Genomic DNA, 12,205 nt, shown 5'->3' on the forward strand with positions numbered 1-12,205 from the left:
GTGCTGTTGACGGAGAGGTTGGCCGCGCGCTCCAATGGCCATCATGGGGGTCGTTCCATGACGTTGCTGAACGAATTACGCCAGCGCATTGACTCACGCTTTCCGCTCACCGCCTATGCGGACCCAGCGCCACGCGCATTCCAACCCGCCGCGCTGCTGGCGTTCGCCACCCGGGTGACGGATGCCTATGCGGCCGACGCCCGGCACCTTGATGAGGGATGCAGCGGCTCCTGGCGAGCCCTGCTGGCCCACGCCTTCGACGTCTACGAAGCCGTCCGGCCCTGCCTGTCCATCCGCTATTCGACGCGCACCGTCTACGCAGGCCCGGAGGACATCGTCGCGGACCTGGAGCGGGGACAGCTCGAAATCAACACCGAGCACTGCGAACATCCCTTGTGGACGCCGGAGGAGAACTGCGTCTTCCGCATCGTCCATGACGTGATTCCCCATGCCATGTACGCGCGGCCCTTCTCGCTGGAGGGAGAAGTGCTCGCCTTCCATGACCACGTCCGCCGGGCCCCCGCGGAGGCGAAGCTGGCGCTGTTCACGGAAATCTTCGGCTATGCTGCCATCCGCTACTCCACCGGCGTGTATCCCGAAACGCAGAAGTGCATTGTCTTCCCGGAGCTGCTCGCGGACTACGAAGCGGGCTTCCTCCCGCCCGCGGGCAATCCCTCCACACAGCCCGAGGCGTAGGCCCTTCGAACGCCAGCGCCGGATCGTCTTCTTGCGCGCGGTCCGCGCCGCCTTGATGCGCTCGCGCAGCCCCGGCTCTACTCAACGCACTGCGCCGTGAGCCCTTGACGCAACACAGCAAGAGCATGCGACAACTGGCCTCGCCCGGTTTGCCGATAATGCAGGAGGCGCCTTGATTCTGGTCTGTGATTGGCCTACGCGTTGATTCGCGGGTCAATCCGCAGTGGACCCGTCCCCCGAACAGGAGCCCCTCCTCATGCGAAACGCTGTCCGGACACTGGTTCTGGCTGTCGCGGCACTTGGCTTGTGGGCGCAACCCGCGCTCGCGAGTACCCAAACGCAGACCCGCTATCCCATCGTGCTGGCGCACGGCATGGCGGGCTTCGACTCACTGTTTGGCGTCTACGACTACTTCTACGGCATCGGCACCGACCTGCGCGCGGGCGGGGCGACGGTGTACGTGACGAGCGTTCCGCAGTTCAACACCACGGAGCAGCGTGGCGAGGCGCTGCTGGCGCAGGTGAAGGACATCGTCGCGCGCTCGGGCAAGGGCAAGGTGAACCTCATTGGCCACAGCCACGGCGGCCTGGACGTGCGCTACGTGGCGGCGGTGCGCCCGGACCTGGTGGCGTCCGTGACGACGGTGGGCTCTCCGCACAAGGGCGCGGACCTGGCGGACTACCTGCGCGCCAACCTCCGTGGCGGCTCCTTCACGGAGAGCGTGCTGGCCTATTTCGCCAACAACCTGGGCACCGTCCTGGGGCTGCTGTCGGGGAAGACGAACCCGCAGGACGCCATTGGCGCGCTGGCGGCGCTCAGCAAGTCCGGCACGGCGGCGTTCAACCAGAAGTACCCGGCGGGCATCCCCTCCAGCAGCTGTGGCCAGGGCGCCGCGACGGGCACGCAGGGCCAGCGCTACTACTCCTGGTCCGGCACGGACCCCTTCACCAACCTGTTCGACGCGTCCGACTACCCGATGAAGCTGAGCTCGTTCTTCTACAGCGAGGCGAACGACGGCCTGGTCGGCAAGTGCAGCTCGCACTTCGGCACGGTGCTGCGTGACAACTACGACATGAACCACCTGGACGAGGTGAACCAGGTGCTGGGCCTCACCGCCTTCTTCACCAACCCGAAGACGGTGTTCCGCAACCATGCCAACCGCCTGAAGGGGCTCGGCCTCTAGACGGCCGCGCGCGAAGGACCGCCATGAAGCGCCGCGCCGTCATTCCCGTAGCCGCGCTGTGCGCCCTGCTGGGTGCGGGCGTGTTCTCATGGTGGAAGGCCCGGGCGACGCCCACGCCGCCCGGGCCCGCTGTCGCCGCTGTCTCAACGCCGATGCCCTCCGCGCCGCGCGTGGGTACACCGGCGCCGCACCGTGCCGTGCTCACCGCGTCGCCCACGTCCGCCACGCCCACCCTGCCCCCCATGCCGGGCTCGCTCCAGGACACGGAGGAGGATGGCTCGGCGCAGGTGGATGCATCGGGTCACCTGGTGGTGTCGGTGGACCTGCGGCGCCTGTTCGACTACTACCTCTCCGCGATGGGCGAGGAAGGACTGCCCGTCATCCGGGAGCGCATCCTCGCCTCGCTGCGGGCCAAGAACCTGCCAGCCGCGGCGATGGAGGAAGCCGTGCGCGTGCTGGATGACTACCTCGCGTATCGCGACGCGGCGCGCACCTTCGCGGCGAACCAACGGGGCGCGGAGCTGGACCTGGGCGCGCGGCTGGAGTCCCTGCGTGAGCTGCGCCGCGAGCACCTGGGCCCCTGGGCGGAGGGACTCTTCGGTGACGAGGAGCGGGTGGACGCGGTGTCAGTGGAGCGGATGAAGCTCCAGCAGGACACCACGCTGTCGCCTGAGGAGCGCGAGCGCCGCATCGCCGCGCTGGATGAACAACTCCCCGCGGAATACCGCGCCAGCCGCGACGAGGCGCTGCGCCCCCTGCGGCAGCAGGCGGTGGAGCGCGAGCTGGTGGAATCCGGTGCGTCGGTCGAGGACCTGCGCCAGCACCGGCTGGCCACCGTGGGCGCGGAGGCCACCGAGCGGCTGGAGGCCATGGACCGCGAGGAGGCCGAGTGGAAGCGGCGACTGGCGGAGTTCCGTTCCCGCCGGGAGGCGCTGGGCCAGTCCGAGCCGAACCCCGCCGCGCGCCAGGCCGCCGTGCAGCGGCTGCTGTTCGACTCCTTCACCCCGGAGGAGCGCCTGCGGGTGGAAGCCCTGGACGCCATCGACGCGGCGGCCAGAGCCCCCTGAGCCTCACAGCGCCGGGGCGTGAGCAAGCGGGTGCTCACTTCCCGGGGAAGGTGTCGTACTCCACGAGGCCCGGAGTGATGTCGTAGTAGTCCCCCTTGCTGCCCAGATAGATGTGCGCCTTCTCGCGGATGCCGGTGGGCGACTCCAACGTCCCGGCGCAAATCGACATCTTCGCGGAAGGCGCTTCATCGAACAGCACACTGGAACCGCACTCGACGCAGAAGCCGCGCCGCACCGTGGGCGAGACGGTGTGCCATTTGAGGCCGTGCTCCTCCGTGAGCCGGAAGCCATCCCGGTCCACGGCAGCGTAGGCCCCGACGTGCCCATGCCATTTGCGGCACTTCGAGCAATGACAGTACGTCACCGCCGTCAGCGGCGCGCTCACCTCATACCGCACCGCTCCGCAAAAGCAGCCACCCGTGTTCTTGTTCATGCGCTCGTTCTACAACACACACCACGAGCGAGCACGCAATTCATGAGCAGGGTTCAATCGTCATCATCATCGTCTTCATAGTCCCCGTCCAAGAAGCCAGCGGCCCGCTCCGGCGACGGCACGTTGAAGGTGCAGGTCAGCTCACTGCCATCCCTGTAACGATAGACGAAGCGGCCCGCGGCCAGGTCATCATTCACCGCGTCCAGGGTCACCGAGCCCGCCACCGGCACGCCCGTCGTTTCGGGAAAGCCCGTCGTCGAGTGTGTCGCCACGCTGGCGAGCCAGTCCACCACCAGCGAGTCCGCCGCCGGCACCAGCCGCTGCCCGTCCTCGTTGGACAACGCCACCGTCACCGGCCCGCCGCTGACGACCGCCCCATTCACGAGCCGGATGTCCACGCCGAACCTCGTCATGCCCGCGGTGCTCTTGGGGTCGTAGCTCAGGTCAATCCAGGTGCCGTGCTGCCCATTCCCGCCAGAGCCATTGCGGATCCACCGGGACATTTCACCATCGATGGGCCATTTCACACGGGTGCCCAGGAGCGTGCCTTGGCATTCCCCCGTGGCGTCGGTACCGCAAGCCGAGGTGAGCATGGCGATGGCAATGATTGGAATGACGACACGCATTGAAAGTAGACGCATGGGCGTCATCATAGATGCAACCGCCAGTCCTTCCGCAAAGTCCCCAGCCGATGTCTTCCATCCTGGGCTACGCGTCGCGTCACGACGACCGCAAGGGATTGCCTTTCACGGTTGGTCCCCGCTCCCTGGCCGTTCGTCCTCACCAGCGTGCAAGGCATCCCTGTCGCCCAGTTGGAGACGCTGTCACAGGGAGAGGACCTGCTGGTCCAGGGCACCGACGGAACGGCCGTGCGCACTTGGAGCAGCCACCACACCGGCGTGGAGCCCACGCTGGGCCTTGGGCCGGAAGGCGCGGGCGCTCGGCGCGCCGTGGGTGAGTCCGCGCGCGAATCCTGAGATAGTCGTGCCCGTATGAAAATCTGGGTCGATGCCGATGCCTGCCCGGGCCCCGTCCGGGACATCATCCTGCGTGCTGGCCAGCGCGTGAAGGTTCACTCCGTCTTCGTGGCCAACCACGCGCTCTCCCTGCCCCGGCTGGCCTATGTCTCCAGCGTGCAGGTGGGCGCGGGGCTCGACGTCGCGGACCAGCACATCGCCCAGCAGGCGCAGCCGGGGGACCTGGCCATCACCCAGGACATTCCGCTCGCCGCGCTGCTCGTACCCAAGGGCGTCGTGGTGCTGGACCCGCGCGGAGAGGTCTTCACCGAGGAGAACGTCGCCGAGCGGCTCTCCGTCCGGAACTTCATGCAGGAGCTTCGGGAGAGCGGCGTGACGACTGGAGGCCCGGACGGCTACTCGGCACAGGACCGCCAGCAGTTCGCAGGCGCCCTGGACCGGGAGCTGACCCGGCTGGTGAAGGCGGAGCCCAAGTAGAACCTGAGAGCGCCCTTCAGCCATCGCTGGGCCCTCAACGCCCACATCGAGAACGTATCCCCCGAGGAGCTGCGGCGCCGCTGCACGCAGCGGCGCCAGGGCTGAGGCTCCGGCCTACTTCCCCAGCGACTTCACGAAGTCCGCGCGCTTCTGCACGGAGTCCTCGTTGTCCAGGCTGAAGCTGCGCGCGAGGCTGAAGTCCTCTCGAAGGAACGTGGCCGTGTCCTCGGCCAGGGCCTGCACGGCCTTGCGCCGCTTGGGCGCCAGCGGCTCGAAGGTGTGGAACACCACGTCGTCCGCCTTCGGGTCGAACTCCCACAGCCCCACCAGCCGCTCCGCATCCAGCACGGGGCGGACGAAGATGTGGGCGGCCGCTCCCAGGGTTCCGCCCTTGGCGGAGCCCCACGTCGGAACCTCGAGGCCATGGTGCTTGGGGTCCGTCACCCAGGCGGGCCCGCCATGCGACGAGACATACAGGTCATGCGCGGGCAGCAGGGACACGGACGTCGCCACGGGGACCTTCTCTCGCAAGGCAGCCAGGACGTCCTCGGGCACATAGGCCGCCTCCGAGTACCCTTCCACGGCCACTGGCACCAGCCCCGCCCGCGCCACGGCCGCCTTCGCGTCCCGCTGCGAGAAGGCCGACCACGCCGCGAAGTCCTCCACCGTCGCCGGACCGAACTGGCGGAAGAAGAGGGCCGCCAGCCGCGCGTTGCGCTCCTCCGCCGCGGCGGGCACCTTGGCCCCGGTGAAGGGGTTGCGAGCCGTCAGCCGCCACAGGTAGCGCTCCGTATCCAGCCGCCCGCCCTCCGTGCGGCGCTCCACCTTGCCCTCGAACTCCAGGTGGCGCAGCGCGGGCGGCAGCGTCGAGGACAGGCCCACCTTCTTGCCCACCTCGCCCAGGCTGCGCACCACGCCCGCGGGCATCGCCTTGCGCAGCGCGTCCGTGGACAGCGGCCCCTTGCGCAGCGCCACCAACGCGGCCTCGGCCACGTCCGCCAGCTCCTTCGCGTCCAGGCCCACCTTCTCGTGCTCGCGGTCGGCCCGCTTGCGGTACGCCTCCTCGGCCACGCGCATCACCAGGGGCACGTGGGCGCGAGGCACCAGGTAGATGCAGCCACGCACCGCGGGAATCACCTGGAGCTGGGACGCCTCCGCCGCCGCGTCCAGGTCCGCCCGCCGCAGCCCCGGCACTCGGGCCCGCACCGCCAGGTACACGTCCACGCCGCCCAGCGTCCGCACCCAGCCTGTCGCGGCGACCACCTCTTCCAGGCTCCCCTTCAGCGGCTCCGCGAGCCCCTGCGTCCGCAGCCAGTGCGCACGGGCGCGGGCCAGGGTGATGCTCAGCGCGGAATCAGCGGATGCGGCGACCTTGCGAGCCATGGTGTCTCCTCCTCCGCTCCCTCTAGTGCGATGGGCCCCGGCTCCACCAGGGGCACCGCGTGAGAAAGCAGCCTGAACGGAGCGCGAGACTGTGGAGCCTGGAACGCCCGGCCCCGGGTGGACGCGTACACCCCTGGCCGCCCCAGGGCTTCGGGATTACCTGGAGGCCATGCCTACCCTCGTCCTGGTCCGACACGGTCAGTCGCTGTGGAATCAAGAGAACCGCTTCACCGGCCTCGTCGACGTCCCCCTCACCGACCAGGGGCGCCAGGAGGCCCGGCGCGCGGCGGAGGCGCTGAAAGGGATGAAGTTCGACGTCGCCTATACGTCAGCGCTCATCCGGGCGCAGGAGACGCTGTCCATCCTCCTGGACGCGTTGGGACAGCAGGTCCCCACCATCCGGGACGCCGCCCTCAACGAGCGCAACTACGGCGACCTGCAGGGGCTCAACAAGGCGGACGCCGCGAAGCGTTGGGGGGACGCGCAAATCAAGGTGTGGCGCCGCTCCTTCGACGTGCCGCCCCCCAACGGCGAGTCCCTGGAGATGACGGCGGAGCGCGTGTTGCCGTTCTATGAGCGCGCCATCGCCGGGGACCTGCGCCTGGGGAAGAACGTGCTGGTGGTGGCCCACGGCAACTCCAACCGTTCCCTGGTGATGAAGCTGGACCACCTCACGGGGGAGCAGGTGGTGGGGCTGGAGCTGGCCACCGGGGTGCCGCTCGTCTACGAGATGTCGCCGGACGGCGAGGTGCTGTCCAAGCACACCGCGTCCCCCTGACTCAGGTGAAGGCACAGGGGGACTACCCATCCCCCTGGAGTCATGGGATACGCACGGCGGCGCGAGGACGGCTCAGGCCGCTCCAGGGGGAACTTCCGTGGTCCGGAGGCAGGCTGCACGCCCTACCGCGTCCGGTTGAATGGAACCGGCCCCGGCGCGTCAGATGCTTCGAGCACATGAAAGGACGCTCCCCATGAAGGCCCTGATCACCTCCCTCGCTCTCCTCTTCGCCCTTCCCTCCCTGGATGCCCACGCCCAAGCGGAAATGCGCCGTCCGCCCAGCCCGCCGCCGGGGCAGCAGATGCCGCAGCCGCACCATCCGCACCAGCCCAACTACCCGCCGCAGCACACCGGCAGCCAGGTGGTGGTGGACCGGCGGGAGTTGAACGAGCGCCTGGACCGGCTGGAGAAGCTGCTGAAGGAAGCCGAGCAGCGGATGAACCGGCAGGAGCGCAACAAGTTCCGCAACGCCAAGGAGACGCTGAACTCCGTGCAGGACCTGGTGAACCGGGCGCCGCTGCTGGCCACCGTCCTCCCGCCGCCGGCGCCGATGCCGCCCCCGCAGCCGGTGGTGCGGCCCATCTCGGACAGCGAGCTGCGCCGCATCCACTCTTCCATCTCCCTGCAGACCTTCGCCGAGGACAAGATGCGCGTGCTCGTCTCGGCGGCCCAGCACCACTACTTCCTGGTCTCCCAGGTGGGCCAGCTCCTGGGCAACTTCCAGTTCACCCAGGACAAGCTGGCCGTGGTGCGCGAGCTGAAGCCGTACATCCTGGACCCGCAGAACAGCCACACGCTCTACAGCCACTTCACCTTCTCCAGCGACAAGAAGCGGCTGGACGACATTCTCTCGCAGCGCTGAGCCGCGCGGGCTGACAGGCAGACAGCAGGACTCCGGGCGTCGCGGGAAGTGCTTCCGCGGCGCCCGTCGCGTTCTAGAACGAGCACACCGGTCCGCGCGGGAAGAGACGTCCCGCCGTGGGGGGCGTGAAGGCGCGCTCCATGGCCTCCGCAGCCTCCGCCAGCGAGCCATGCGATGCCTCGATTCGGGCGAAGCGCGTCCGCATCCGGTCCAGGATTCCCGCGGGCAGCAGCCGCCGCGCCATGGGGAACACCTGCGCCTCCTCCACCGCGGTGTGCCCCCGGTACAGGCGCAACCAGTCATCCGCCGCGTCGAGCATGCGCGCGGGGTCCGTCTCCCCACCCCGAAGCATCGCCTCCGCCGCGCAGAGCATGGCCACCGCGTGCTCGCTGCCGGTGCCGTGCTCGCCGGACACCTGGGCCAGCAGCCCGGGCGCCAGCGGCAGCCGGTGCGCCACCATCGTCTGGAAGAGCACCATCTCCTTCGCGTGGTGGCTGCCGTCCACGAAGGTGAGGAAGAAGTTCGCGGCGCGCAGGAAGAGCGAGGCCGAGACGAACTCCCCATCGCGCCCCTTCGCCACCGCCCGCTCCAAGACGACCAGCACGCGCTGGATGTGGCGGTGCTCCTGGTTCAACACGTCCAATGCATCCATGACCGACCCCTTCACACCGTGCGGGAAAAGCGGGGGCGCTCCGTCCCCGCGAGATACGCGTCGAACACCATGGCCACGTTGCGGACGAAGAGCCGCCCCATGGGCGTCAGCTCCAGCTGCGAGCCGGTGCGCGTCACCAGGCCATCGGCCTCGAACGCGCGCAGCCGCCCCAGCTCCGGCGCGAAGTAGTCGGCGCCGTCCGCCCCCAGGTCCACCCAGAAGTTGCACATGAGCCGGGTGATGACCGCGCGGCGGCGCTGATCGTCCGCCGTCAATGACAAGCCCCGCTCCGTGGCCAGGCAGCCCTGGGAGACGCGCTCGTAGTAGCGCGGCAGCGCGCGGACATTCTGCGCATACGCGCCATCCACGTCGCTGATGCCGGTGCTGCCAATGGCCACCACGTCCGACGCGGCCTTGACGGTGTAGCCCTGGAAGTTACGGCCCAGCCGGCGCTCGGCCTGCGCGCGCGCCAGTTCGTCCTCGGGCACGGCGAAGTGGTCCATGCCGATGGGCCGATAGCCCGCGGACACAAAGGCCGAGTAGGCGGAGCGGAACAACTCCAGCTTGGCGCGCCCGCTGGGAATGGCCTCCGCGGGCATGCGCCGCTGGTGCTTCAGCACCTCGGGCATGAACGCGAAGGAGTAGACGGCCAGCCGGTCCGGCCGCATCGACAACACCGTGTCCAGCGTGCGGGCCCACCCCTCGGCGTCCTGGTGCGGCAGGCCGTAGATGAGGTCGAAGTTCACGCCCTTGAAGCCCAGCAGCCGCGCGTGCTCCAGCAGCGCCCGCGTCTCCTCCGGGGACTGGATGCGGTTGGTGACCGCCTGCACGCGCGCGTCGAAGTCCTGCAGGCCCATGGACACGCGGTTGAAGCCCAGGCTCCGCAGCAGCGTGAGCTGGCCGGGCGTCGTCACGGCCGGGTGGATTTCGATGGCCACCTCCGCGTCCGACGCGATGCGGAAGCGGCGGGTGAGCGCCGTCCACAGCCGTTCGAGCTGCCGCTCATCCAGGAAGGTGGGCGTCCCTCCACCCCAGTGAATCTGGGACAAGGAGCGCCGCCAGCCGAGCCGCTGCACCACCAGGTCCAGCTCCATCTCCAGATGATCGATGTACTGGTCCGCCGCGGCCCGGTCCCGGCTGATGACGACGTTGCAGCCGCAGTACCAGCAGAGGCTGCGGCAGAAGGGCAAGTGCACGTAGAGCGACAGCGGCTCGGCGTGCTCCCGGGAGCCTGCATGCTCGAGCCGCTCCACCAGGTGCTCCGGACCGAAGTCCTTCCGCCACTCGGGCGCCGTGGGGTAGCTGGTGTAGCGAGGGCCGGAGACGTCGTACCGGCTCAGCAGGGCTTCGGGTGGCGTGGGGACTTCCTGGCGGGGGGGCTCCATCTCACCGCTTCACCATTCCAAGCCTCGTGCCAGGATCATCCAGGACGGGCCAGGGACGGGAACCGGCGAGGATCGCGCACGATTTGCGACTCCCCCCAGGCCCTGTGCAAGTCCTGCGCAAACAAACGGATGCACCTACGCATCTGGCAGTACCGGCCAAGCCCCGGCCAGGACGAATGTCCCGAACTTCAGCGCCACAAAGGACGCATCGGCTTCCCAATTGGGACGCACCACCTGCAACAACAGGAGCCAGGTTCACAGCACACCCAAACTGGATCTTTAAACCGCCGCAACAACAAACACAGGACACACCTCGATCAATCCATCAAGACTCAATTCCAATCCCCTCCACACGCAACCATCATTCGACAATTCAAACCAAAGCCAATAGATAGACTTGCCTGCCAAGACGGGCCCGGAAGCAGAAACCATCATCCACTAGCGAAACGAGACCCAACATGAAGCGTGCGTCAACTACGTTGGCAGCAGCATTTTGCATTGCACTCGGCATGACGGCATGTGGCCCAGGTTCCGCCCCGGAGGGAACGCCGGAAACTTCGACTGAGTCGAACGAAGTAAGCGCCCAGGCCTGCTCCCTGCACGGATGGTGGACGTGCCCAGACGATGGCACCGAGTTCCCATGGGATTCCGAAACGTGCACCGTGCCAGCCACGAAGACGAAGACCTACATGCGAACTGTCTGCGAGAGCTACTGCACCGCGACCTGTGTGGCCACGGACGCGGACGCCTGATTGCCACTGGGATTTCAGCCGCCATGAGCGGTTTGCCCAGGACCGGATGAACCACGGTCCACCGTGAGAAGCCGAGCCAGGTGACGTTCTTCATCGACGTCACCTGGCATTTCTCTATCATCTCATGTCAACCGCCCTTGGCGGCAGGTCCCAGGAACCGGGCCTCCATGCGCTTCACTTCACCGGAGGCCGCGTCGGCCACCTCGACGGTGAAGTGGAACGGCAGCTCCGTTCCGCCTTGCTCCACGGTGATGAACAGCGGCACTCGGAAGCTCTCCAGCGAGGCGAGCGTCACCTGCGCCTGTGGCACCACCACCTTCGCGGGCACGGGACTGTCCACGCGGATGGTGAGCACCGTCTCGGAGGGATTCTTGTTCACCAGGTGCAGTTCGAACTGGTTGCGCACCGTGCCCTGCTCGACGACGTAGGGCATGCCCTGGAAGCGCAGCAGGTTCGCCTCGAAGGGCACGCGCCGCACCAGGCTCAGCGTGAGGCCCACCACCGCCACCAGCATCAACGCGCCGTAGATGAACAAGCGGGGCCGGAGCACCCGCCGCGGCTGCCCGTCCAATCCGTTGAGCGAGTCATAGCGGATGAGCCCACGCGGCCGGCCCAGCTTGTCCATGACGCCGTCGCACGCATCCACGCACTGCGCGCACGCCAGACAGTCCATCTGCAAGCCATTGCGGATGTCGATGCCCGTGGGGCACACGGCCACGCACTTGAAGCAGTCCACGCAGTCGCCGCGCGGAGGCGGGGCCGGGACACCCGGAGCGGCCTTGATGAGGCGGCCCCGGGGTTCTCCGCGCCGCGTGTCATAGCCGACGATGAGCGAGTCCCGGTCCTGCATCGCAGACTGGAGGCGGCCATACGGGCACACCACCACGCAGAGCTGCTCACGGAACCACGCGAAGTTGAAGTACAGCGCACCCGTCACGGCCATGGCCCAGGTGAAGGCCACCGGCGAAGCCACTGGGCCATCGGCCACCATCGCGACGAGCCCTCCCGCCGAGACGAAGAGGCTCAACGCCGCGTGGGAGATGAGCAGCGACACCGCGACGTACGCGCCATGCTTGAGCACCGCCCGCGCCACGCGCCCGGGCGTCCACGGCTCCTTCGCGGCCTTCAGCCGCCGCTCCCGGGGCCCATCGATGAACCGCTCGATGGGACGATAGAGCGCCTCCAGGAACACCGTCTGGGGACACGCCCAGCCGCACCACACGCGTCCCAGCCACGCGGTGAAGAACAGCAGGCCGAAGCCCACCGACGTCAGCAAGAACAGGACGCGCCAGAAGTCCTGCGCATTGTACGTGCCCCCGAAGAGATAGAAGCGGCGCGCCGCCACATCCAGGTGCACCGCCGGGTGGCCCCCCACCTCCACCAGTGGAAGGGCCAGGTAGATGGCGATGAGGACCGCGAAGCCCACCCGCCGCCGAGTGATGAACCGGCCGCGAACGTCCGCCGGGTGGAGCGCCAGCCGCGAACCATCCGCGTGGATGGACGTGAGCTGGTCGATGCGCGGGCCATCCCGCTGCGGTGCCGCCGACATGGCTGCTTCCT

At 68.3% G+C, this 12,205-nt stretch carries 13 protein-coding genes; 7 read left to right on the forward strand and 6 right to left on the reverse strand.

Annotated features, from left to right (window positions below):
- Positions 1–57 precede the first annotated feature (57 nt).
- From BLU09_RS14380 to BLU09_RS14390, 3 genes are all read left to right on the forward strand, one after another.
- On the forward strand, positions 58–696 hold the full coding sequence (locus BLU09_RS14380; RefSeq protein WP_090490436.1) for a hypothetical protein: 639 nt from the start codon (positions 58–60) through the stop codon (positions 694–696).
- Between the two features lie 256 nt (positions 697–952).
- Positions 953–1,879: a lipase family alpha/beta hydrolase gene (locus tag BLU09_RS14385; protein WP_186817817.1), complete on the forward strand. Its 927-nt coding sequence runs from the start codon at positions 953–955 to the stop codon at positions 1,877–1,879.
- A gap of 23 nt (positions 1,880–1,902) precedes the next feature.
- Positions 1,903–2,946 (forward strand): lipase secretion chaperone, encoded by a 1,044-nt coding sequence (locus tag BLU09_RS14390; RefSeq protein WP_090490124.1) that lies wholly within the window; start codon positions 1,903–1,905, stop codon positions 2,944–2,946.
- Between the two features lie 34 nt (positions 2,947–2,980).
- Here the strand turns inward: BLU09_RS14390 and BLU09_RS14395 are convergent, their stop codons facing one another.
- On the reverse strand, positions 2,981–3,379 hold the full coding sequence (locus BLU09_RS14395) for a GFA family protein (protein ID WP_090490125.1): 399 nt from the start codon (positions 3,377–3,379) through the stop codon (positions 2,981–2,983).
- Between the two features lie 53 nt (positions 3,380–3,432).
- Positions 3,433–3,882 carry a hypothetical protein gene (locus BLU09_RS14400; protein ID WP_244171724.1) on the reverse strand — a complete coding sequence of 150 codons (450 nt, stop codon included), beginning with the start codon at positions 3,880–3,882 and terminating at the stop codon, positions 3,433–3,435.
- Positions 3,883–4,131: 249 nt separating this feature from the next.
- Between BLU09_RS14400 and BLU09_RS14405 the strand changes: the two genes are divergently transcribed.
- Together BLU09_RS14405 and BLU09_RS14410 are read left to right on the forward strand one after the other, a co-directional pair.
- Positions 4,132–4,356, forward strand: a complete 225-nt coding sequence (locus BLU09_RS14405) for a hypothetical protein (RefSeq protein WP_244171725.1) — start codon at positions 4,132–4,134, stop codon at positions 4,354–4,356.
- 15 nt (positions 4,357–4,371) lie between these two features.
- Positions 4,372–4,833 (forward strand): YaiI/YqxD family protein, encoded by a 462-nt coding sequence (locus tag BLU09_RS14410; protein ID WP_090490127.1) that lies wholly within the window; start codon positions 4,372–4,374, stop codon positions 4,831–4,833.
- Positions 4,834–4,947: 114 nt separating this feature from the next.
- Here the strand turns inward: BLU09_RS14410 and BLU09_RS14420 are convergent, their stop codons facing one another.
- Positions 4,948–6,216 (reverse strand): DNA glycosylase AlkZ-like family protein, encoded by a 1,269-nt coding sequence (locus BLU09_RS14420; protein ID WP_090490128.1) that lies wholly within the window; start codon positions 6,214–6,216, stop codon positions 4,948–4,950.
- Between the two features lie 169 nt (positions 6,217–6,385).
- Between BLU09_RS14420 and BLU09_RS14425 the strand changes: the two genes are divergently transcribed.
- On the forward strand, positions 6,386–6,994 hold the full coding sequence (locus BLU09_RS14425; RefSeq protein ID WP_090490129.1) for a 2,3-bisphosphoglycerate-dependent phosphoglycerate mutase: 609 nt from the start codon (positions 6,386–6,388) through the stop codon (positions 6,992–6,994).
- 193 nt (positions 6,995–7,187) lie between these two features.
- Complete coding sequence (locus tag BLU09_RS14430; RefSeq protein ID WP_244171726.1) at positions 7,188–7,856, forward strand: proline and serine-rich protein 1 family protein; 669 nt, start codon at positions 7,188–7,190, stop codon at positions 7,854–7,856.
- 73 nt (positions 7,857–7,929) lie between these two features.
- Here the strand turns inward: BLU09_RS14430 and BLU09_RS14435 are convergent, their stop codons facing one another.
- The 3 genes from BLU09_RS14435 to ccoG all read right to left on the reverse strand — a co-directional run bounded on the left by BLU09_RS14435 (position 7,930) and on the right by ccoG (position 12,194).
- The gene (locus BLU09_RS14435) at positions 7,930–8,508 is read right to left on the reverse strand and encodes a hemerythrin domain-containing protein (RefSeq protein WP_186817816.1); all 579 of its coding nucleotides are present in this window, start codon (positions 8,506–8,508) and stop codon (positions 7,930–7,932) included.
- An 11-nt stretch (positions 8,509–8,519) separates the two neighbouring features.
- Entirely contained in the window at positions 8,520–9,893 is a 1,374-nt protein-coding gene (hemN, locus tag BLU09_RS14440) for an oxygen-independent coproporphyrinogen III oxidase (RefSeq protein WP_090490132.1), read from the reverse strand.
- A gap of 879 nt (positions 9,894–10,772) precedes the next feature.
- Complete coding sequence (ccoG, locus tag BLU09_RS14445; protein WP_090490133.1) at positions 10,773–12,194, reverse strand: cytochrome c oxidase accessory protein CcoG; 1,422 nt, start codon at positions 12,192–12,194, stop codon at positions 10,773–10,775.
- Between the last annotated feature and the right edge of the window lie 11 nt (positions 12,195–12,205).

The sequence above is a fragment of the Myxococcus virescens genome (genome assembly GCF_900101905.1).
GTDB classification, from domain to species: domain Bacteria; phylum Myxococcota; class Myxococcia; order Myxococcales; family Myxococcaceae; genus Myxococcus; species Myxococcus virescens.

What these genes read in the sequence shown, in the direction of transcription:
- BLU09_RS14425 (WP_090490129.1), top strand. Translation starts at nt 6,386, where the DNA reads ATGCCTACCCTCGTCCTGGTCCGACACGGTCAGTCGCTGTGGAATCAA.
- BLU09_RS14385 (WP_186817817.1), top strand. Translation starts at nt 953, where the DNA reads ATGCGAAACGCTGTCCGGACACTGGTTCTGGCTGTCGCGGCACTTGGC.
- BLU09_RS14390 (WP_090490124.1), top strand. Translation starts at nt 1,903, where the DNA reads ATGAAGCGCCGCGCCGTCATTCCCGTAGCCGCGCTGTGCGCCCTGCTG.
- BLU09_RS14430 (WP_244171726.1), top strand. Translation starts at nt 7,188, where the DNA reads ATGAAGGCCCTGATCACCTCCCTCGCTCTCCTCTTCGCCCTTCCCTCC.
- BLU09_RS14395 (WP_090490125.1), bottom strand. Translation starts at nt 3,379, where the DNA reads ATGAACAAGAACACGGGTGGCTGCTTTTGCGGAGCGGTGCGGTATGAG.
- BLU09_RS14380 (WP_090490436.1), top strand. Translation starts at nt 58, where the DNA reads ATGACGTTGCTGAACGAATTACGCCAGCGCATTGACTCACGCTTTCCG.
- ccoG (WP_090490133.1), bottom strand. Translation starts at nt 12,194, where the DNA reads ATGTCGGCGGCACCGCAGCGGGATGGCCCGCGCATCGACCAGCTCACG.
- BLU09_RS14400 (WP_244171724.1), bottom strand. Translation starts at nt 3,882, where the DNA reads ATGTCCCGGTGGATCCGCAATGGCTCTGGCGGGAATGGGCAGCACGGC.
- BLU09_RS14420 (WP_090490128.1), bottom strand. Translation starts at nt 6,216, where the DNA reads ATGGCTCGCAAGGTCGCCGCATCCGCTGATTCCGCGCTGAGCATCACC.
- BLU09_RS14435 (WP_186817816.1), bottom strand. Translation starts at nt 8,508, where the DNA reads ATGGATGCATTGGACGTGTTGAACCAGGAGCACCGCCACATCCAGCGC.
- hemN (WP_090490132.1), bottom strand. Translation starts at nt 9,893, where the DNA reads ATGGAGCCCCCCCGCCAGGAAGTCCCCACGCCACCCGAAGCCCTGCTG.
- BLU09_RS14410 (WP_090490127.1), top strand. Translation starts at nt 4,372, where the DNA reads ATGAAAATCTGGGTCGATGCCGATGCCTGCCCGGGCCCCGTCCGGGAC.